This window comes from Roseateles sp. UC29_93 (assembly GCF_042695725.1).
GTDB lineage: Bacteria > Pseudomonadota > Gammaproteobacteria > Burkholderiales > Burkholderiaceae_C > Roseateles > Roseateles noduli_A.
Genome location: NZ_CP170545.1, coordinates 2,638,842 through 2,658,928, shown reverse-complemented (window position 1 = coordinate 2,658,928; position 20,087 = coordinate 2,638,842). Strand labels below are relative to the sequence as shown.

18 protein-coding genes are annotated in these 20,087 nt (G+C 69.5%); 9 read left to right on the top strand and 9 right to left on the bottom strand.

Translation table 11 applies throughout. The features are described 5' to 3' along the window. Window positions 1-36: 36 nt before the first annotated feature. The gene (fusA, locus tag ACFJIX_RS12250; protein ID WP_377160339.1) at window positions 37-2,079 is read right to left on the bottom strand and encodes an elongation factor G; all 2,043 of its coding nucleotides are present in this window, start codon (window positions 2,077-2,079) and stop codon (window positions 37-39) included. 597 nt (window positions 2,080-2,676) lie between these two features. Here fusA and ACFJIX_RS12245 point away from each other — a divergent pair. Further along, on the top strand, window positions 2,677-2,940 hold the full coding sequence (locus ACFJIX_RS12245) for a hypothetical protein (RefSeq protein WP_377160337.1): 264 nt from the start codon (window positions 2,677-2,679) through the stop codon (window positions 2,938-2,940). Between the two features lie 54 nt (window positions 2,941-2,994). Here ACFJIX_RS12245 and ACFJIX_RS12240 read toward each other — a convergent pair whose 3' ends face one another. After that, window positions 2,995-4,377, bottom strand: coding sequence for a C13 family peptidase (locus tag ACFJIX_RS12240; RefSeq protein WP_377160335.1), 1,383 nt, complete (start codon window positions 4,375-4,377; stop codon window positions 2,995-2,997). Window positions 4,378-4,528: 151 nt separating this feature from the next. Here ACFJIX_RS12240 and ACFJIX_RS12235 point away from each other — a divergent pair, with 151 nt between their 5' ends. Together ACFJIX_RS12235 and ACFJIX_RS12230 are read left to right on the top strand one after the other, a co-directional pair. Further along, the gene (locus ACFJIX_RS12235; RefSeq protein WP_377160333.1) at window positions 4,529-5,209 is read left to right on the top strand and encodes a type 1 glutamine amidotransferase domain-containing protein; all 681 of its coding nucleotides are present in this window, start codon (window positions 4,529-4,531) and stop codon (window positions 5,207-5,209) included. After that, window positions 5,206-5,508 carry a putative quinol monooxygenase gene (locus ACFJIX_RS12230; RefSeq protein WP_377160331.1) on the top strand — a complete coding sequence of 101 codons (303 nt, stop codon included), beginning with the start codon at window positions 5,206-5,208 and terminating at the stop codon, window positions 5,506-5,508. The genes ACFJIX_RS12235 and ACFJIX_RS12230 overlap by 4 nt, the downstream gene beginning before the upstream one ends. A 32-nt stretch (window positions 5,509-5,540) precedes the next feature. Here ACFJIX_RS12230 and ACFJIX_RS12225 read toward each other — a convergent pair whose 3' ends face one another. Further along, window positions 5,541-5,954, bottom strand: coding sequence for a VOC family protein (locus ACFJIX_RS12225; RefSeq protein ID WP_377160329.1), 414 nt, complete (start codon window positions 5,952-5,954; stop codon window positions 5,541-5,543). A gap of 177 nt (window positions 5,955-6,131) precedes the next feature. Further along, window positions 6,132-6,863 carry a CerR family C-terminal domain-containing protein gene (locus ACFJIX_RS12220; protein ID WP_377160327.1) on the bottom strand — a complete coding sequence of 244 codons (732 nt, stop codon included), beginning with the start codon at window positions 6,861-6,863 and terminating at the stop codon, window positions 6,132-6,134. A 107-nt stretch (window positions 6,864-6,970) separates the two neighbouring features. Here ACFJIX_RS12220 and ACFJIX_RS12215 point away from each other — a divergent pair, with 107 nt between their 5' ends. The 5 genes from ACFJIX_RS12215 (at window position 6,971) to rpoH (ending at window position 15,291) form a co-directional block, all read left to right on the top strand. Continuing rightward, on the top strand, window positions 6,971-8,065 hold the full coding sequence (locus tag ACFJIX_RS12215) for an HlyD family secretion protein (RefSeq protein WP_377160325.1): 1,095 nt from the start codon (window positions 6,971-6,973) through the stop codon (window positions 8,063-8,065). 28 nt (window positions 8,066-8,093) lie between these two features. Continuing rightward, window positions 8,094-9,707, top strand: coding sequence for an MDR family MFS transporter (locus ACFJIX_RS12210; protein ID WP_377161740.1), 1,614 nt, complete (start codon window positions 8,094-8,096; stop codon window positions 9,705-9,707). A 118-nt stretch (window positions 9,708-9,825) separates the two neighbouring features. Then, window positions 9,826-11,256 carry an efflux transporter outer membrane subunit gene (locus ACFJIX_RS12205; protein ID WP_377161738.1) on the top strand — a complete coding sequence of 477 codons (1,431 nt, stop codon included), beginning with the start codon at window positions 9,826-9,828 and terminating at the stop codon, window positions 11,254-11,256. 287 nt (window positions 11,257-11,543) lie between these two features. Beyond that, a complete protein-coding gene (locus ACFJIX_RS12200) occupies window positions 11,544-14,219 on the top strand; it encodes a CHASE domain-containing protein (RefSeq protein WP_377160323.1) in 2,676 nt (891 codons plus the stop codon). 157 nt (window positions 14,220-14,376) lie between these two features. After that, window positions 14,377-15,291: an RNA polymerase sigma factor RpoH gene (gene rpoH / locus ACFJIX_RS12195; RefSeq protein ID WP_377160321.1), complete on the top strand. Its 915-nt coding sequence runs from the start codon at window positions 14,377-14,379 to the stop codon at window positions 15,289-15,291. 183 nt (window positions 15,292-15,474) lie between these two features. Here rpoH and ACFJIX_RS12190 read toward each other — a convergent pair whose 3' ends face one another. The 5 genes from ACFJIX_RS12190 to ACFJIX_RS12170 are packed head-to-tail and all read right to left on the bottom strand — an operon-like array spanning window position 15,475 to window position 19,754. Then, a complete protein-coding gene (locus tag ACFJIX_RS12190) occupies window positions 15,475-16,095 on the bottom strand; it encodes an SCO family protein (protein WP_377160319.1) in 621 nt (206 codons plus the stop codon). A 43-nt stretch (window positions 16,096-16,138) separates the two neighbouring features. Beyond that, window positions 16,139-17,047 (bottom strand): heme o synthase, encoded by a 909-nt coding sequence (cyoE, locus tag ACFJIX_RS12185; RefSeq protein WP_377160317.1) that lies wholly within the window; start codon window positions 17,045-17,047, stop codon window positions 16,139-16,141. Continuing rightward, window positions 17,044-18,243: a heme A synthase gene (locus ACFJIX_RS12180; RefSeq protein WP_377160315.1), complete on the bottom strand. Its 1,200-nt coding sequence runs from the start codon at window positions 18,241-18,243 to the stop codon at window positions 17,044-17,046. The genes cyoE and ACFJIX_RS12180 overlap by 4 nt, the downstream gene beginning before the upstream one ends. A gap of 19 nt (window positions 18,244-18,262) precedes the next feature. After that, complete coding sequence (locus tag ACFJIX_RS12175) at window positions 18,263-18,991, bottom strand: SCO family protein (protein ID WP_377160313.1); 729 nt, start codon at window positions 18,989-18,991, stop codon at window positions 18,263-18,265. Then, window positions 18,972-19,754, bottom strand: coding sequence for an SURF1 family protein (locus ACFJIX_RS12170; protein ID WP_377160311.1), 783 nt, complete (start codon window positions 19,752-19,754; stop codon window positions 18,972-18,974). Before ACFJIX_RS12170 ends, ACFJIX_RS12175 begins: the two co-directional genes overlap by 20 nt. Window positions 19,755-19,821: 67 nt before the next feature. Here ACFJIX_RS12170 and ACFJIX_RS12165 point away from each other — a divergent pair, with 67 nt between their 5' ends. Beyond that, window positions 19,822-20,031: a DUF2909 domain-containing protein gene (locus tag ACFJIX_RS12165; protein WP_297529916.1), complete on the top strand. Its 210-nt coding sequence runs from the start codon at window positions 19,822-19,824 to the stop codon at window positions 20,029-20,031. Window positions 20,032-20,087 lie beyond the last annotated feature (56 nt).

Sequence of the window (20,087 nt, the reverse complement as noted above, 5' to 3'; positions counted from 1 at the left end):
TCATGAGGCGGCAGTCAGACCATCGCTTTCAGACGATCACTGGACCACGGCGTCGCGGACCTTCCGCGGCGCCAGTTCGTGCCGCTCGAACTGCATCGAGAACGACGCGCGTCCCGACGAGAGCGCGCGCAAGTTGCCGATGTAGCCGAACATCTCGCTGAGCGGCACCTGGGCGTCGACGACGATCGCGGTGCCACGCAGCGCCTGGCCGCGCACCAGACCGCGCCGGCGATTCAGGTCGCCGATGCAGTCGCCGAGCGACTCGGCCGGCGTGACGACTTCCACCGCCATCACCGGTTCCAGCAGCTGCGCATCGGCCTTCGCAAAGGCTTCGCGCGCCGCATTCGCCGCCGCGAGCTCGAAGGCCATCGCCGACGAGTCGCGCTCGTGGAAGCCGCCGTCGAGCAGCGTGGCCTGGAAGTCCACGCACGGGAAGCCCGCGATCACGCCGCTGAGCGCCGCGCGCCGGATGCCCGCCTCCACCGCGGGAATGAACTCGCGGGGAATCGCGCCGCCGACGATGCGGCTCTCGAAGCGCACGCCCTCGCCGCGCGCCAGCGGCTCGAAGCGCAGCACGACCTCGGCGAACTGCCCGGGGCCGCCGCTCTGCTTCTTGTGGACGTGATGCACGTCCACCGACCGGCCGAGCGTCTCGCGATACGCCACCTGCGGTCGGCCGACCTGCACCTCGACGCCATGACGCGCGCGCAGCTTCTCGATCGAGACCTCCAGCTGCAGCTCGCCCATGCCGGAGAGGATGGTCTGCCCGGTCTCGGCGTCAAACCGCATCCGCAGGCTCGGGTCCTCGCGCAGCATCGATTGCAGCGCCTTCGACAGCTGGGCCACGTCGTCGCGCGTCTTCGCCTCGATCGCCACGTCGATCACCGGTTCGGGCACGCTGATCTCCTCGAGATGCAGCGGACTCGCCGGGTCGCACAGCGTGTGACCGGTCAGCGTCTCCTTCAGGCCGATCACCGCCGCGATGTCGCCAGCGCGCAACTCGTCACGCTCGACGCGGTCGTCCGCGTGGATCTCGTAGAGCCGCCCGACGCGTTCCATGCGGCCGGTGTTGACGTCGAGCACCGCGTCGCCGCGTCGCAGACGTCCCCGATAGACACGCACGAAGACCATCGTCCCGTGACCGTCCGCCGCCACCTTGAAGGCGAGCGCCGCGAAGGGGCCGTCCGGATCGGAAGGCGACCCCGCCGCGTCGTCGATGTCGGCGCGGCGGATGTCCTCCGGTGCCGGCAGGTAGTCGACGACCGCATCCAGCAGCGGCTCCACCCCGCGATTGCGGAAGGCCGAGCCCGCCAGCGCCGGCACGAACGCGCCCGACAGCACGCCGCGTCGCACGCAGCGGCGCAGCGTGGCGTCATCGATCGGCTGACCGTCCAGATAAGCGACGAGCGCGGCATCGTCCTGCTCGACCACGGTCTCGATCAGGCGGGCGCGATGGGCGCGCGCCTGGTCGAGCATCGCGGCGGGCACGTCCGATTCGACGAACGGCGCGGTCGCGTCGTCGCGTTCCCAGACCAGCGCCTTCATCGCGATCAGGTCGACGACGCCGCGGAAGTCGCCCTCCGCGCCGATCGGCAGCTGCAGCGGCAGCACGGTCGCACCGAGACGGTCCTCCATCATGGCCACGACGCGCAGGAAGTCCGCGCCGACGCGATCCAGCTTGTTGATGAAGGCGATGCGCGGCACGCGGTACTTGTCCGCGAGACGCCAGTTGGTCTCGGTCTGCGGCTCCACGCCGGCGACGCCGTCGAACACCACGACCGCGCCGTCGAGCACGCGCAGCGAGCGGTTGACCTCGATGTTGAAGTCGATGTGCCCGGGCGTGTCGATCAGGTTGAGCTGCGTGCCCTTCCATTGGACGGACACGGCGGCGCTGTTGATCGTGATGCCGCGGCGACGCTCCTGCGGATCGAAGTCCATGCGGGTCGTGCCGTCGTTGACGTCGCCGATGCGATGGCTCTCGCCCGTGTAGAACAGGATGCGTTCGGTGGTGGTGGTCTTGCCGGCGTCGACGTGGGCGATGACGCCGAGATTGCGCAGAGGCTTGTGGACCGGGTTCATGGTGAATCCTTCTTTCGAAATCTGAGGGCAAGACGCGGCCCTCAGGCGGATTCACCTGATGGGGCTAGCGTCGAGAGAAGCGGCTGACTGCCGGAGTGCAGCGCGGTGCGCGGGCGCAAGCGTGGGCTTGGGCGCAGGCGCGTGCGGACGCGACTCCGGCGGGCGGGAATCGTCGCGATCAGCTTGTCGTAGGTGCGGGTGCGCATGGGTGGACTCGGAAAACAGAAAACCCCGGAGGGCGCTGGGCCTGCCGGGGTTCTGTGGAAGACCGGAAGGCGCGCACGCCTTCCGAATGCGATCGGAGGGCGCGTCAGGTGGCGAAAGTCGCCTTGATCACTTGGGAGGTCTTCATGATGGACGTGATTTTGAGCGAATCGATGCGGCCGCGCAATGGGCCGCCGCGATGACCGCACCCGATTCAGGGTCAGGTGTTGCGGTCGCTCGACAGCGCAAGCCGCAGTCACTCATTGCTGCGAAGGACCACTACTCATTCGCGTCGGATCGCGACGAGAAACCTCAGAACCAGTCAGTGCCAAGTCTGGCCTGCGGGCGTACAGTTTCTCTCTCCGCAATGACTCGCTGAAAGTGAGGTGATGAATGGAAATAGCGATCTTCCAGGCGCTGAAGGGCGCTGGTGTGTCTGAAGCCGACGCGCGATCCGCGGCAGAGGCGATTCAACAGGGCGTGCGAAGTGAAGTTCGCGACGCGACAAAGGACATGGCCACCAAGACCGATCTGGCCGACTTGCGGGGCGACCTGATCCAACGGATTTCCGACCTGCAGCGCTTCGTCGTGGCGTCGGTCTTCGGTAGCAGCGGGATGCTGGCCGTGATGATCACGGTGTTCAACTACCTGCGCTGACATGACGACGCGAGGAAGGAAGACCGCCCGAGGGCGGTCCTCTTCATGGTGCCGTCAACGACGCGTCTGCGCGCTCTGCTGCGCCTCCAGCCGCTTCAGCACCTCGCCGATCGCCGCGCCTTCGCGGATCTGCGGATTCGAATAGCCATCGGTCTTCCCCGCTTCCTTCTCGCGGACCTCGATCAGCTGGCGCGCCTGCGCATGCGCCTGCCGGAAGGACCACGTTGCCTTCAGCGCGTCGACATACATCGCCTGCCCGAAGAAGGTCAGCGGCGAGCGCGAGCCGCAGCCATAGGACGTGTGCGTCGCGTCGGCCGCCGTCATTACCAAGGTGCCGTCGTCGGCCAGCGGCTCGATCCAGCTGCCGGAGAAACACGCCGAGATCGAGATCACCCGCCAGCGGATGCCCGCCTCGTCGAGCCATTGCTTGAGCAGCGCGGGCGTCATCGGCTCGCTCTCCAGCGGATACGAGTCGGTGGCGAGCAGCCCGTCGCGTCCGCCGTGCGAAGTGAGGTGCAGGAACAGCACGTCCTTCTCGCGGTCCATGACGGCGCCGATGCGCGCGATGGTCTTGTGGAGGTTTGGCCGCGTCGCCCACGGGAGCGTGTTCTGCGACTTCGCGTTCGTCACCAGCTCGACGGTGCGTCCCGACGTGCCGAAGCGCTCGCTCATCGTCTTCGCGACGACGGCGCTCTCATGCATGAACACGTCTTCGGACGCATACGGCGCGTAGGTCGCAGCGTAGACATTCACCACGCCGGGTTGAGAGGGCGGCAACGCGCGCAGGGCGTTGGCGATGAGCTGCGACTGCGTGTCGAGGACGTCCTCGCTCAGCGAAAGGCCCGAGTACTCCTCGCGCGCTTCGGCGGAACGGGCCGGCCACCAGAAGTACATCGGATCGAGCCAGCCGCTGATCGCGATGGGCAGCGGCGTGAGCAGCAGCGCGATCACGCGCACCATGCCGGAGGCCGTGAGCCGCCACCACAGGCGCAGGCTCGCGAGGCCCTCCCAGACCATCGGAAACAGCCACGCGACCCACCGGCCCCAATCGGGCCAGGCGTCGGCCGGGCCGAACACCGCGGGCGCGAGCTTGGCGGCAAGACCGTCGGCGATGTTCAGCAGCACCGTGACGGCGACGAGCAGCGACACCAGCGTGCCGACGTTGGCGGGCCCCGGCTCGAGGCGCCTGGGCGACGCGATCAGCAGCCAGCAGATCCACACCGACACGACCGTCGCACTCCAGCTCTTGAAGATGCTGCGCCACTCGAAGGTGGCGGCGCCGTCGATCGCCTCGCGCTGCAGGCCGAGTCCGACCGCCAGCGACAGCAGCACCAGCACGACCAGCGTCCACGGCCCGCCGTCGAGCCGCTCCCAGCGCGGCGCGCGGAAGGTCAACACGCGCGCGGCTTCGCTGAGCCAGACGAATCCCGGAGTCATGCTCCGCTGTGAATGACTGATATCCATCGAATAAATTTCATGAATTGAAGTCGAACGCCCATCATTCCCTGGCGACGTCGAAATTCATCTCCCCCAGGGGAGCGACGACCCTCAAATCGCCCGCCACGCGGGCACCGCCAAGGAGCTCATCATGACTGTCAAGAATGTCCTCTTCGTTCTGACCAACACCGCTCAGATCGGCCCGAACCATCGCCCGACCGGCTACTTCTTCGCCGAGGTGGCGCATCCGTTCGAGGTATTCGACCACGCCGGCGTGGCCGTCGATTTCGTGTCGCCGCTCGGCGGCACGCCACCCTCGGATGCGTATGACGAGACCGACCCGGCGCAGCGCGCCTTCCGCGAGAGCGCGGCGTTCCGCCGCATGTCGCGCAGCCGCAAGCTGTCGGAGGTCGACGTGCTCGACTACGACGCGATCTTCTTCCCCGGCGGCCTCGGCCCGATGGCCGACATCGCGACCGATCCCGACGTGAAGCAGGCGGTGATCCGCGCCTGGAACGGCGGCAAGATCGTCTCCGCCGTGTGCCACGGCCCGGTCGCCTTCGCCGGCGCGACGCTGGACGACGGCACGCCTTTCCTGAAGGGTCGACGCGTCACCGCGTTCTCGAACGCCGAAGAGGAAGGGTATGCCATCGCCGACGTGCCCTTCCTGCTGGAGAGCGCGCTGGTCGAGCAAGGCGCGACCTACGAGAAGGCCGACGTGTGGCAGCCCAAGGTCGTCGTCGACGGCCGTCTGATGACGGGTCAGAACCCGGCGTCCGGCGCCCCGCTGGCCAAGGAGATCGTGGCCGCCTTGAACAAGGACGCGGCATGAGCGCCGGCGGTCCGATCGTGGTCGTCGCCCGCTGGCGCATGGCGCCGGAGACGGTACCGGAGGTCCTCGCGCTGGTGGCCCGCCTGCGCGAGCAATCGCTGGCCGAGCCGGGATGCCAAGGCTACGAGGCGTTCCAGAGCGTCGGCGTCCCGGGCGAACTGCTCCTGCTGGAGCGCTACGCCGACCACGCCGCCATCGAGGCGCATCGCGCCTCGGCCCACTACAAGGAGCTGGTGGTGCAACGCATCCTGCCGCTGCTGAGTGGCCGCCAGGTGGAACTGCTGCGGCAGGAGGCCTGACGCCCGCCTCGGGTCGCCGAGCGGCGCTTCGGTCAGGACGTGGCGACGTTGAGTACCCAGGTCACGCCGAACTTGTCGATGAGCATGCCGTAGAGCGGCGACCAGGTCGAGGGCGCGAGATCTTGCAGGATCGAGGCGCCCTCGGCCAACTGCCGCCAGAAGCCCGAGATTTCCTCCGCCTCGCCGCTCTGGATGGAGACGAAGAACGAGCGGTCGCCGCGGTCCCAGCTCAGCTCGGTCGGCACGTCGTAGGCCATGACGCGGAAACCGTTCGGTGCCAGGACTTGCCCGAACAGCAGCAGCGCGGTATCGGCTTCGGATCGCGCGGCATGCGCCTCGCCGTAGGTCACGGCCATCAGGTCACCGCCGAAGATGCCGTGATAGAAGTTGAGTGCCTCGCGGGCCTGGGCGCGGAAGTTGAGGTGCGTGGTGACGGTCAGTGCCATGGTCGTTCCTGGGATCGTTGAACAAGCCCGATCGCGCTGCGCCGCGTTGCATGGCGACGCACGTCGCGACCGGTCCGTTCAATGTAGGAAGACGCATGGCATGCGCTTGACAGCAGGGTCTGCTGACAGATCCCGGTAGCGAGCCGCGATAAGCCTAGGCGCGGACACCGTCCTTCGTCAGCGGCCGGCAGCGCTCTTGCGCGACTCCTCGCGCCAGCTGTCCATCAGCACGCGGCTGTGCTCGCGCGAGGACCGCTTGATCGTCGCGACCTCCTCGGGCCCGAAGCGTTCCCAGCCGAGCTTGGTCAGCATGGTCCGTCGTCCCAGCGAGAACACCATCACCTGCCCGCACAGCATCATCACGCGCATCGCCAGCAGCGGGTCCTTCTCCGGCATGCCGCAGTAGCGCGCGACCACGCGTGCCGACAGCTCACCCATCTGCGGGCGGATCGTCTTGTCGAAGATCTCGAACAGCACGCCGGGCGCATGCCCGATCTGCTCGTGCGCGATGAACAGGCGGCGGTACTCGGCGTCGTCGGGCAGCAGCTGGAAATCGGTCAGCGCGTCCAGCATCACGCCGAAGGCCTCGAAGAGCTGGTCCGGCGTCGCCGCCGGGTCGGCGAGCACCGCCTTCGTCTGCGCGACCACCGGTCCGAAATGCGCCGCCGAGCTGTCCGCGATGTACTGCGCGCAGGCCCGGTACACGCCTTCCTTGTTGTCGAAGTAGTACTGCAGCGCCGGCGCGTTCACCCCCGCCGCCTTGGCGATCTCCCGCGTCGACGCGCCTTCGAAACCGCGCTCGCTGAACAGCCGCAGCGCGACGTCGATGATGCGGCGACGGGTCTCCTCGCCACGCGCATAGGCCGCATCGGCGCGGTGTCGGGGAGCTCGGACAGGGCGTTCAGTCATGTGTAAAGGAAGCTGAAGTCAAAAATATAGCAGTTGACAGAAATCTTCCAACTGGAAAAAGATATCGGTCGGAATAATTCTTCGAGCCGGTCAGCCCGGCCCCGCCCATGTCGTCCCAGACCCCTGCCGGCCCGAACGGGCCGAAGTCCCCCTCCGGCCGCAAGCCCGTGCTGCTGGTGATCGCCGCCGCGGCGCTCCTCGCCGCCGGCGCCTACGGCGTGCACTGGTGGACCACCGGCCGCTTCATCGAGACCACCGACGACGCCTACCTGAAGGCCGACAGCGTCACCGCCGCGCCCAAGGTCGGCGGCTACGTGACGCAGGTCTATGTCGTCGCCAACCAGGCGGTGAAGCGCGGCGATCCGCTCGTGAAGCTGGACGCCCGCCAGTACCAGGCCGCCGCCGACCAGTCGCAGGCGACCATCGACGGCCGCAAGGCCGACATCCGCCGCTTCGAGGCGGACATCCTCCAGCAGCAGGGCCAGCTCGCGCAGACCCGCGCCCAGGCCGAGGCCTCGCGCCTGGCGCTGGCGCATGCGCAGGACGAGGTCACGCGCCACACGCCGCTGGCCGCCACCGGCGCCACGACCGCCGAACGTCTGGCCGAGCTGCGCAACACGCGCGACCAGGCCGTCGCCAGCCTGGCCGCCGCCGACGCCGCGGTAAAGGCCGCCGATGGCCGGTTGAAGTCGAGCGAGGCGCAGGTCGCGCAGTCGAAGGCGCAGGTCGAGGCCGCCGAGGCCGCGCTGCGCCAGAACCACCTCGACGTCGACGACACCGTCGTGCGTGCCGCCATCGACGGCCGCATCGGCGACACCACCGTGCGCGTCGGGCAGTTCGTGCAGCCGGGCACGCGGATGATGACCGTCGTGCCGACGCAGGACGTCTACCTCGTCGCCAACTTCAAGGAGACGCAGATCGGCCGCATGCGCGCCGGCCAGCCGGTGACGCTGCACGTCGACGCCCTGCCCGACCTGGACCTGCACGGCACCGTCGAGAGCTTCTCGCCCGGCACCGGCGCGCAGTTCGCGCTGCTGCCCTCGGAGAACGCCACCGGCAACTTCACGAAGATCGTCCAGCGCGTGCCGGTGCGCATCCGCGTGCAGCTCGATCCGAAGGCGGACCCGACGCTGCGCGACCGCCTGCTGCCCGGACTCTCCGTGACGACCGACGTGGACACCCGCGGAGCCCGCCATGGTTGAGGCCGCATCGTCGGCCGCGCCGGGTGCAATGGGTGCACCAAGCACGCAAGGTCCGCCGCGCGCGGCCGGCGCGACACCGCACGCCGAGCCCAACGCCGGTACGGGCGACTGGATCGCCGTCGCGGCCGGCGCGCTCGGCGCGCTGATGGCGACGCTGGACATCTCCATCACCAACTCGGCGCTGCCGCAGATCCAGGGCGCGATCGGCGCGACCGGCACCGAGGGCACCTGGATCTCCACCGGCTACCTGATGTCGGAGATCGTCATGATCCCGCTGGCCGCGTGGCTCACGCGCGTCTTCGGGCTGCGCAACTTCCTGGTCGGCAACGCGGCGCTGTTCACCTTCTTCTCGGTGCTGTGCGGCCTCTCGGGCAGCCTGCCGATGCTGATCCTCGCCCGCATCGGTCAGGGCTTCACCGGCGGCGCGATGATCCCCACCGCGCAGACCATCATCCGCACGCGGCTGCCGCGCCATCAGCTTCCCGTCGGCATGACGCTGTTCGGGTTGATCGTGCTGCTCGGGCCGCTGCTGGGCCCGGTGCTCGGCGGCTGGCTGACCGAGAACGCCAGCTGGCACTGGTGCTTCTTCATCAACGTGCCGGTCTGCGCCGCGCTGCTGACGCTGCTGCTGCTGGGACTGCCCGCGCAGCGCATGCACCTGGAGGAGTTCATCCGCGCCGACTGGCTCGGCATCGTGGGCCTCGCGGTCGGCCTGTCGACGCTGACCGTCGTGCTCGAGGAAGGCCAGCGCGAGCGCTGGTTCGAGTCCTCGCTGATCGTGTCGCTGAGCCTGGTCTCGGCGATCGGCATGGCGATGATCGCGCTCTCGCAGCGCTACGCGTCCAGGCCCATCCTGCGCTTGAAGCTGATGCGCAACTGGCACTACGCCAGCGTCATCGTCATCGTGTTCACCGTCGGCGCGGGGCTGTACTGCATCTCCTACCTGGTGCCGCAGTTCCTCGCGTTGATCGCCGGCTACAACGCGCAGCAGTCGGGCGCGATCATGCTGCTGGCCGGCGTGCCCGCCTTCCTGATGATGCCCATCCTGCCGCGGCTGATCTCGCGCGTGGACCTGCGCGTGATGGTGATCCTCGGACTCACGGCCTTCGCCGCGAGCTGCCTGCTCGACATCAGCCTCACCGCCCAGAGCGTCGGCCACGACTTCGTCGGCTCGCAGCTGCTGCGCGGCGTCGGGCAGATGCTCTGCATGATGCCGCTCAACCAGGCCTCGATGGCGACGGTCACGCGCGAGGAATCGGGCGACGCCGCCGGCATCTACAACATGGCGCGCAACCTGGGCGGCTCGGTGGGACTCGCCGTCATCGGCACCTTCATCGACCGACGCAACAGCCTGCACATCGATCGGCTGGGCGAGACGCTCAACGCGAATTCGACGCTGGTCCAGGAACGGCTCGCCGGCAGTGCGGCCAGCCACTTCGCGCAGGGGGGCGATCTCGCCTACGCGCAACTGCAGGCGATGAAGGAACTGGTGCTCACCGTCCATCAGCAGGCCAGCGTGATGACCTTTTCCGAAACCTTCTACGTGCTCGCGGCCGCGCTGCTGCTCTGCGTGCCGCTCGCGCTGACGCTCAGGACGCCAAGGCAGCCCGGCCAGGCACCGGCGTCCAACGACGCCCATTGAGATCCTCATGACCCACTTCCCACACGTCTCCCTCCTGCCCCGCGTGCGATGGCCCAGCCCGCTCCGCGTCGGGCTCACCACGGTCACGACGCTGTCGGCCGTGGCCGCCGCCGCGGCCATGCTGCTGCTCGCCGGCTGCACCACGGTCGGGCCCGACTACGCGGGCGCGCCCGCCGTCGCGAGCGACGCGCTCCGGCAGACGCGCTTCAAACGCGATGACGCGACCAGCGGCGCGACCATCAGCGCGACCGCAGGCGCGTCTGCCGGCGCATCCACCGACGCCTCTGCGCCCGTCGCGTCGCGCTGGTGGCGTGCGCTCGACGACAGCACGCTCGACGCCCTCGTCGTGCAGGCGCTGAGGCAGAGCCCCACGCTGCAGGCCGCCGAGGCACGTCTGCGTTCGGCGCGTGCCGCGTTCAACGCGCAGGAGGCCAACGGTCGACCGAAGGGCTCGGCGTCGGCGCTCGGCGCCGGCGTCTGGCAAGGCCCGGGCACCGACCACGAGACTTCGCTTCATCTCTACAGCGTCGGTTTCGATGCGACCTGGGAAGTGGATCTCTTCGGCGGCACGCGCCGCGCGGTCGAGTCCGCCTCGGCGCAGGCGCAGGCGGTGCAGGCGGACCTGGCCGATGCGCAGGTGTCGCTGACGGCCGAAGTCGCGTCCACCTACGTCGGCCTGCGCGCCCAGCAAGCCCGGCAGGCGCTGCTGCGCGACACGGCCGCGGTCGACGCGCAGGCGCTGACGCTGGTCCGCCAGCGGCGCGACCAGGGCGTCGCCACCGCCGACGATGTCGAGCAACGCGCCCAGCAGGCCGAGGCGACGCAGGCTTCGCTTGCCGACGTGGCCGCGGAGATCACCGCCTCGCTCGACCAGCTTGCGCTGCTGACGGGACAGGCGCCGGGCACGCTCGATGACGCGCTGGCCGCCGCCACGCCCGAGCTGCCGCACGCGCCGGACCGCGTCGCCATCGGCGATCCCGCCGCGCTGCTGCAGCGCCGTCCGGACATCCGCGCGGCCGAGCGCCGCCTGGCCGGCCGCACGGCGCAGATCGGCCAGGAGACGGCGAAGTACTTTCCCAAGCTCAGCCTGCTGGGCAACATCGGCGTCGCCGGCACCGAGCCTGGCAAGCTGTTGCGGACGGACAACCTGGCCCTCGCCGCCGTGCCGTACCTGAGCTGGAACGTCCTCGACTTCGGCCGCACTGCCGCCGCCGTGCGCGAGGCCGAGGCGGGCCGCGACGAGGCCATCGCCAACTACCAGTCCGCCGTGCTCGGCGCGCTGCAGGACGCCAACACCTCGCTGGCGCGCTTCGGCCGGCAGCGTCAGTCGGTGCAGCATCTGCTCGCGCAGCGGGGCTCCACGGCGCGGACACTCGATCTGACAGGGCAACGCCGCCAGGCCGGCGTCGCGAGCCAGATCGACCTGCTCGACGCGCAGCGCCGCGACATCGACGCGCGACTCAAGGCGCTGGACGGCGAGTCCGCGTTGCTGAAGGACTTCGTCGCGCTGCAGAAGAGCCTGGGCCTGGGCTGGGACCTGCCGGCCTGAGGCCGCCACCGCCGACCTTGGCGCGATCGGGCCTCGGCCGCCGCGACGCCGGCGGCCGGGCGCCTCGTTGGTTTCCCAGGACAAGCGCCCGATCCGGGGGGCATTCCGGCATATCGGGCGCGTCGTTGCAAGGGTAGGCTGGCGTTCATGACCGACGCGTCCTCCCCGCTCCGGCCGCCACGAACGCCGCGGGCGCTGCGCCCGCCACGTCCGCCTCCATCGCGCTCGCGCTCGATCAGGGCAGCGGGGATCCGCCACCGGGCGCGCCGGGCGGGACCGTCCGGCTGGTGCTGCTGAACATCGCTCTTGCGGTGGCCTACGCCGCGCTCGGCGTGCTGGCGCTCAAGCTGATCCTGCCGCCCGACTTCGTCTCCCCCATCTATCCCGCCGCCGGCCTCGCCGTCGCCGCCGCCTTGCGTTGGGGCCCCGGCGCGCTGCCGGGCATCGCGATCGGGGGCGCGGCGGTCAGCCTGGCGATCGGCGTCGAGCGCGCGCACCTTCAACCGCTGCAGCCCTTGATGGTCGGCCTTGGCGGCGCGCTGCAGGCGTGGCTGGGCGCGTGGCTCGCGAGACGCTGGATCGGCGCGAACCCGCCGCTGTGCGAACCCGCCGAACTCATGCGCTTCCTCGCCGCGACCGCCGGCATCGCCTGCCTCGTCGCACCGAGCTTCGGCGTCGCGGCGCTGTGGATCACCGGTGCGATCGGGCCGTCGCAGGTCATGCCGCATTGGCTCGCGTGGTGGGTCGGCGACGCGATCGGCGTGCTGATCGGCGCGCCGGTGGCGCTGGCGCTGTTCGGCCTGCCGCGCAAGCACTGGGCGCCGCGACGACTGAGCGTCGCCCTGCCGATGCTGGTCGCGTGCGCCTTGCTGTTCGGCGCCACGCTGCATGTCGCGCGCAACGAGGATGGACGCCGGCGCCATGCCTTCGAACTCGAAGCGGTGAATGCGCTGAACTCGTTGTCCGACAAGCTGTCGATGCCGTTGACCGCGCTCGAGGCCAACCACAGCCTGCTGCTGGTCGCGCCGGACATCAGCCGCGGTGACTTTGAACGCGCCCATGCCGAGCGCGCCCGCGCGGGCGGCGCCGTGTACGCGGTGGGCTGGGCGCCGCTCGTGCGTCCGCAGGAGGTGCCCACGTTCGAACGGGCGGCCCAGGCCGACGGCTACGTCGGTTATCGCGTCTACGAACGACGCCGGCCCGGTGACCTGACCCCCGACCCGGCCGAGGACAGGCTGCCGATCCGCCTCATCGCGCCGTTCGCGCGCAACCGGCCGGCGATGGGCGCCAACATCCGCAACATCCCGCAGGCCCGCGCCGCGCAGGAGCGCGCGATGGCCACCGGCGAGCCGTCGGCCAGCGAAAGCTTCCCGCTGTCGCAGGACGCCGGCGTGACGCTGATGGGCGTCGTGGTCTACCGCGCGCTCTACGAGGGCGGCTCCACCGATCCGCGCGACGCCGCCGGCCGCGCCCGCAAACCCACCGGCGTGGCTTTCGCGACGCTGCGCCCGGAGGCGCTGCTGCACGATGCGCTGCCGGCTCGCGCAGGCCGGCTCGATTACTGCCTCATCGACGCCACGTCCGGAAGCCGCCGTCCGCTGCTGGCCGGCGACGAGCGTTGCCTGCACCTGCCCGCCGCGCTCCCGAGCCGATCCCGAGACTTCGATTTCGCCGGCCGGGCCTGGCGCCTGATCGTCTACAACCCGTCCGGACTGCCGACCCTGGACGGCAGCGCCGCCCTGCCCTTCGCGATCGCGGGGCTGGCCGGCACCGCGCTGTTGGGCCTGCTGCTGCTCTCGGTCACCGGCAGCACCGCGCGGGTGGCGCGCCGGGTCGAGGAAGCCACCCAGCGCCTGCGCGCCAGCGAGGAGCGTTTCCGGACCATCGTCGAGCACGCGCCGATCGGCGTCGTCTCCTGCGACCTCAACGCGCGGCCGCAGGAGATCAACCCCTATTTCTGCCAGCTGCTGGGCATGAGCGTCGAGCAGTTGCAGGCGCGCTCGATCATGGCGATCACCCACCCCGAGGACCGGGCCGAGGACAGCCGGCTGGGCATGGCGCTGATCCGGGGCGAACTCGGCCGCTACAGCCGCATCAAGCGCTACATCGGCGGCCAGGGTCAGGTGATCACGGTCCGGGCCACCGTCAGCCTGCTGCGCGACGCGCAGGGCCGGCCGTCACGACTGCTGGGCGTCGTCGAGGACATCGGCGAACAGCTCCGGCTGGCCGAGCTGGAGCGCATCCATGAGGCCGAGCTGGCCGCCAACCGCGCCAAGAACGAGTTCCTGTCCCGGATGAGCCACGAGCTGCGCACACCGCTGAACGCGATGCTCGGCTTCTCCCAACTGCTGGAGTCGGACCTCGGGTCGACGCTCAGCGCCCGGCAGCGCGGCTGGCTGGCGCAGATCCAGCAGTCGGGCTGGCACCTGCTGGAGATGATCAACGACACCCTGGACCTCTCGCGGCTGGACGCCGGCGGCCTGCGCGTGCAGATCGACGACCAGGACCTGGCGCCGATCGCGTCGGACAGCCTCGCCATGATCGAGACCCAGCGCCAGCGACGCGGGGTGAGCATCGAGGTCGAACTGGCCCCCGAGGTCGGCCGGGTGCGCGCCGACGCGACCCGCCTCAAGCAGGTGCTGACCAACCTGCTCAGCAACGCCGTCAAGTACAACCACGACGGCGGGCGCGTCTGGCTCCGGGCGCGGCGGGTCGGGGATTCGCAGGTTGAACTGAGCGTCACTGACTCCGGGCCGGGGCTGACCGAGGCGCAGAAGGCGCAGCTGTTCCAGCCGTTCAACCGCCTGGGCCGGGAGGTCGGCGGCATCGAAGGCACGGGGATCGGGCTGGTGATCACCCAGCGGCTGCTGGCGCTGATGGGCAGCCAATTGCGGGTCGCCAGCACCGCCGGCGAAGGGGCGACATTCAGCTTTGAGCTGCCGATTTCTTCGGTAGATCAATGACTTAAGTGGATCCTAAGACGGCAGGCACACACTCGGTTTCAGGGGTAGCCCTCCCGTGACGCGTCCGATTTCCGGAGCCTTAGCACTCATCGTCCATGAGTGCTAATATTCTCAGCGTCGAGCCGGAGGACCGGCCCGATACAGGAGCAACGAACACATGTCCAACACCCTTGCATTGAAGGTCCGCGATCCCTGGTCCCTGGTGCCATCGCTCGGGAACCTGGATGCGTACATCACGGCGATCAACCACATTCCTCTGCTGACGCCGGAAGAAGAGAAGGATTACGCCACGCGTCTGAAGACGCATGGCGACGTGGACGCCGCGGGCCGGCTGGTGCTGTCGCACCTGCGGCTGGTGGTGTCGATCTCGCGCCAGTACCTGGGCTACGGCCTGCCGCAGGGCGACCTGATCCAGGAAGGCAATGTCGGCCTGATGAAGGCGGTCAAGCGCTTCGATCCGGAGCAGAACGTGCGGCTGGTGTCGTACGCGATGCACTGGATCAAGGCCGAGATCCACGAGTACATCCTGAAGAACTGGCGCATGGTCAAGGTCGCGACGACCAAGGCGCAGCGCAAGCTGTTCTTCAACCTGCGCTCGAAGAAGCACGCGCTCAAGGAACACGCCGCGAACCAGCAGCGCACCTCGCTGACGGAAGCCGAAATCGCCCTGGTGGCGGAAGAGCTCAACGTCAAGCCCGAGGACGTGGTCGAGATGGAGACGCGCCTGTCCGGCGGTGACGTGGCGCTGGAGCCGCAGACCGACGACGACGGCGAGACCTTCGCGCCGATCGCCTACCTGGCGGACGACACGCAGGAACCGACGCGGGTGATCGAGTCCAAGTCACGCGACCGGCTGGCCACCGACGGCCTGCAGAAGGCGCTGGAGCAGCTCGACGACCGCAGCCGCCGCGTGGTCACGGAGCGCTACCTGAACGTCAACGACGACGGGTCCGGCGGCATGACGCTGCACGAGCTGGCGGCCGAGTACAACGTGTCTGCGGAACGCATCCGGCAGATCGAAGTCGCCGCGATGAAGAAGATGCGCAAGGCGATGGTGGCGGAAGCCGCTTGATCGGAAAGCCGCTCGATCCCCTGATCGATGCCCCATGAAGAAGGCCCCGCACTGCGGGGCCTTCGTCTTTCGGATGTCAACGCCCCGTCCCTGAGGCCTGCGGGGCCAGGGGGTTGGCCCGATTTGTGGAGCCTGCGAGACGTATGAGGGCCAAGCCCCTGGCCCCGCAGGCCGAGCGCTCGTTCATTGACCGGCGATCAACGCCTTGATGTCGCCCATCAACGCCGACGCCCCCGCCCCATAGCGCGAGAACACCCGCACCCGCCCTTGCGGATCGAACAGGAAGCTCGCCGCCGTGTGGTCCATCGTGTAGCTGTCCGGTGTCTTCCCAGGCACCTTGGCGTAGTAGATCTTGAACTCCTTGGCCGTTTCCTTGAGCTGCTCCGGCGAGCCGCGCAGCGCGACGAAGCCGGGGTCGAAGCTTTCGAGGTAGGCCTTCAGCAGTTCGGGCTTGTCGCGTTCCGGATCCACGGTGATGAACACGCCCTGGACCTTGTCGCCCTCTGGCCCGAGGGCCTTCTTGACCTGCGCCAGTTCGGCCAGCGTGGTCGGGCAGACGTCGGGGCACTGCGTGAAGCCGAAGAACACGACCACGACCTTGCCCTTGAAGTCTTCCAGCGTGTGGGTCTTCCCGTTCTGGTCGGGCAGGCTGAAGCCGCGCGCGTACGCCGCGCCGGTCAGGTCCACGCCCTGGAAGCTCGCCTTGGGCGCCGAGGAGAAGCCCAGCTTGTCGCAGCCCGCCAGCAGCGTTGCCGCACCCAGGGCCCCCAAGGCGCCGAGGCCCAGAAAACGTCGCGAGATCATCTGCACATCCGATCCGAAAGAAGGTCCCGAGCGCCGAGGCGGCTCAACTGATCCAGGGACTGACGTAGTGATCGAGCAGCAGCGCGCCGAAGAGCAGCGACAGATGCAGGATCGAGAACAGGAAGGTCTTGCGCGCCAGCGCTTCCGAATAGGCCTTCCACAGCCTGAACGCGTGATGGCAGAACATCAGCCCCAGCACGATGGCCGCGGCCAGGTAGATCCAGCCGCTCATGCCCGTCAGGAAGGGCAGCAGCGTCGCCGCGAACAGCACCCAGGTGTAGAGGAAGATCTGCAGCCGCGTGAACTCGTTGCCGTGCGTCACCGGCAGCATCGGCAGCCCGGCCTTGCGGTAGTCCTCGCTGCGGTACAGCGCCAGCGCCCAGAAGTGCGGCGGCGTCCACAGGAAGATGATCAGGCACATCAGCCAGGCCTCGGCGCCGAGCTCGCCGCGCATCGCCGCCCAGCCCAGCACCGGCGGCATCGCCCCGGAGGCGCCGCCGATCACGATGTTCTGCGGCGTCATCGGCTTCAGGATCACCGTGTAGATGATCGCGTAGCCGACGAAGGTCGCGAAGGTCAGCCACATCGTCAGCGGGTTCACCAGCGCGTACAGGATCGCCGACCCCAGCGCGCACAGCCCGCCCGAGAACAGCAGCGTCTGGTTGCGGCTGAGTTCGCCGCGCGCCGTGGGACGCCACGCGGTGCGTTTCATCTTGGCGTCGATGTGCTGCTCGATCAGGCAGTTGAACGCCGCCGCCGCGCCCGCCACCAGCCAGATGCCGCCGGTGGCGGCGATCAGGCGCACCCATTCCTCGCCCTGCGGCAGGCCGGGGATCGCCAGCGCCATGCCGATGACCGCGCAGAACACGATCAGCTGCACGACCTTGGGCTTGGTCAGTTGGTAGAACTGCCACCAGCGGGAGGGCATGGCGGCCTGCGTCGCGGAACTCATTTCGAACCCATCGTCAGGATGCCGGCGCGCACGGGCGCCGGCTCGATCACATTGCGGGTCGTGCCGGCACGCAGCCGCGCCAGCACGATCGCACACATCAGCAACAGCGCCGCGGCGCCGCCGGTATGGGCCAGCGCGGCCACCAGCGGCCACCCCAGCACCACGTTGGAAAGGCCGGAGGCCAGTTGCCACGCGCCGACCGCCAGCAGGCGGCGCGCCCAGCGTCGGGCTTCGAGGCCGTCACCGCCGGCACCGGTGCCGCCCTGGCGCCACAAGGCCCAGGCCAGCGCCAGCAGCGCGGCGAACACGATCATCGCGCCACCGCGATGCGCCAGGTGGATCGCCGTCAGCGCCTCGAACGGCAACCAGCCGCCGTGGGCGCCGCGGCCCAGCTCGCGCCACAGCGTGAAGCCGTGTTCGAAGTCGGTCGGCGGCAGCCATTGTCCCTGGCAGGTCGGAAAGTCCTGGCAGGCCAGCACCGCGTAGTTCGTGCTGACCCAGCCGCCCAGCGCCACCTGCGCGATCGCCAGCGCCGTGAATGCCAGGAATGCACGTCTCAGGCCGGTGGACCAGGCCAGTGGCTTCGGCGCGTAGGACTCGGCCTGCCAGGCCAGCAGCATCAGCAGCCCGAGCGCCAGCAGCAGGTGCGTGGTCACGATCGCCGGGAACAGCTTCATCGTCACCGTCCAGGCGCCGAAGAATCCCTGCACCAGGATCCAGACCAGCGACAGCGTCGCCCACCACGGCGACGGCGTCGCCTCGCCGGTGCGGCGGCCGCGCCGCCACACCCACCAGCTCAGCACCGCCAGGACCACCAGCAGGAATCCGACGCCGCCCGCCATGTAGCGATGCAGCATCTCCATCCATGCCTTGCCATGCGTCACCGGCCCGGTCGGCATCGCCGTCTGCGCGGCGAGGATCTCGGCGCTCGCGCCGATCGGCGAGGCGCTGCCGTAGCAGCCCGGCCAGTCCGGGCAGCCGAGGCCGGAATCGGTCAGCCGCGTCAGCGCGCCGATCAGGATCAGGTCGAAGGTCAGGAAGGTTGCGAGCACCGTCAGCGCGCGCAGCCGCTTCGCCGCCGCGTCGCCGCGATGCCGCCACTGCCACCAGACCAGCGGCACCGCGCCGACGAGCGCAGCCATCGCCAGCAGCTCCAGCAGCGGCTCGAAATCGAAACCGATCGCCAATCCGTTCATGCGCGGGCCGTCCTCTTCATCACCGGCCCGGCTTGTCCCAGCCGGCGTTGGCGCGCATCAGGCGCTCGAGGTCCTTCTTCAGCGGCGAGGGTTCCGGCGTCGCCGGCGAGCGCAGCATCCATCGCCCCATCGGATCGACCAGGAACAGATGCTCGCCCATCCGACGCCCCGGTGCAGCCATCAGCCAGCCTTCGATCGCGGCACGCGGCGCGCGCAGCACCGTCGCCGGCGCGCCGTGGCCGGTCAGCGCGTCGATCTGCGCCGGCGTCAGCGTCACGTCGTCGGGCAGCAGCACCAGCTTGTCGAGCTTGTCGCGGTCCTTGCCGAGCATCTCGCGCAACTGGCGCTGCATGAAGAGCATGCGCTCGCAGGCCTCGTCGCAGGCGCGGTCCGGCACATAGGTCAGCAGCCATTGGCCCTTGAGCGATTCAGCCGCCACCGGCGCGCCCTGCAGCGTCGTCAGCGGCATCGCGGCCGGCAGATCGCGCGTCGGCGTGATCAGGTCGCTGTAGGCGCGACCGCGCAGATCCAGCACATAGAAACTGAAGTACGACGCGATCACCGGCGCCGCGCAGACCAGCAGCACCAGCCACAGCGTCCAGCGCGTGCGCTTCGGAGGATCGAGGTCGGGCATCGGCACCGAATGGACGGCCATCGTCACCGGACCGTCCGGCGGCAGCGGTGTGTCGATGGGCGCCGGGGCGGCATCGCGGCCGTGGTCGTGCTCGTCACGCATCACGCTGTTCATCGGAGACCTTGGTGGCACGGGCGGCTCGGCCAGCGCGGTAGGGAGCGAGGACTTGGAACCAGACATAAAGACCCAGGATCAGCGCCGCGAGCGCAAACCATTGAAACGCGTACCCGTAATGCTTGTGGACATCGACCGCGGGCGGTGGCCAGTGTCGTTGCAGACCGTCGGCGGCTGGCGTCGCGGGGGCCGCGCGGTCCGGCGGCGCCACCCGGTCCGGCTCCGTCTGGAGCAGCACCAGCGGCAGCAGCCGCAGACCGGTCTCGGCCTGCAAGGCCGCGAGGTCGACATTCTGCCGGATCGGCCCCGTCTCCGCGTCCCGGCCCAGCGCATAGGCCTTCGACACGGAGGCCGCCAGGCGGCCTTCGATCCGCACCTCGCCCGTCGGGGTCGACACCGGCGGCAGCGCCTCGCGCTGCGCCGCGTTGCGCGGGCCCCAGCCGCGCTGCACGAGGATCGCGTCGCCGCGACCCGCGAGCTTCAGCGGCGTCACCACGTAGAAGCCGGTGTGGCCGTTCATCACGCGGTTGTCGAGGTAGACGGTGTGCGCCGCATCCCACTGGCCGGTGAGCGTCGCACGGCGATGCTCGAGCGTGGGCGGTGGCGCCTGGTCCGCCCGCGGCAGCGCGGCCGTCGCGAGCGGCGCTGCCTGTCCGCGTTCGTCGATCGCCCGCTGCATCGTCTTTTTCTGATCGGCCCGATCGAGTTGCCAGGTCCCGAGCGACAGCGTCGCCGCCACGCCGGCGATCGTCGCGATCGCCACGACGGCGTGACGCCTTCGGGCCCGGCCCGATGGCCCCGACGGGGCCGGGTGGGAATAATCGTCCGCCATGAAAGTCATCGTCCTCATCGCGTTCATCGGCATCCTGGCCGCGCTCTTCTCGGCCGGCATCCTGATGCTGCGCAAGCAGAAGGGCAAGGCCACCATGGCCCGCGCGCTGGCGGTGCGCGTCGGGCTGTCGGTGGCGCTGTTCCTGTTCATCCTCTTCAGCGCCTGGATGGGATGGATCCATCCCACGGGACTGCCGATCGGGAAGTGAGCCCCTGACCGGCGGCCGATCATCGCCTGATCCGACCACCCGATCCGGTCGCCGAC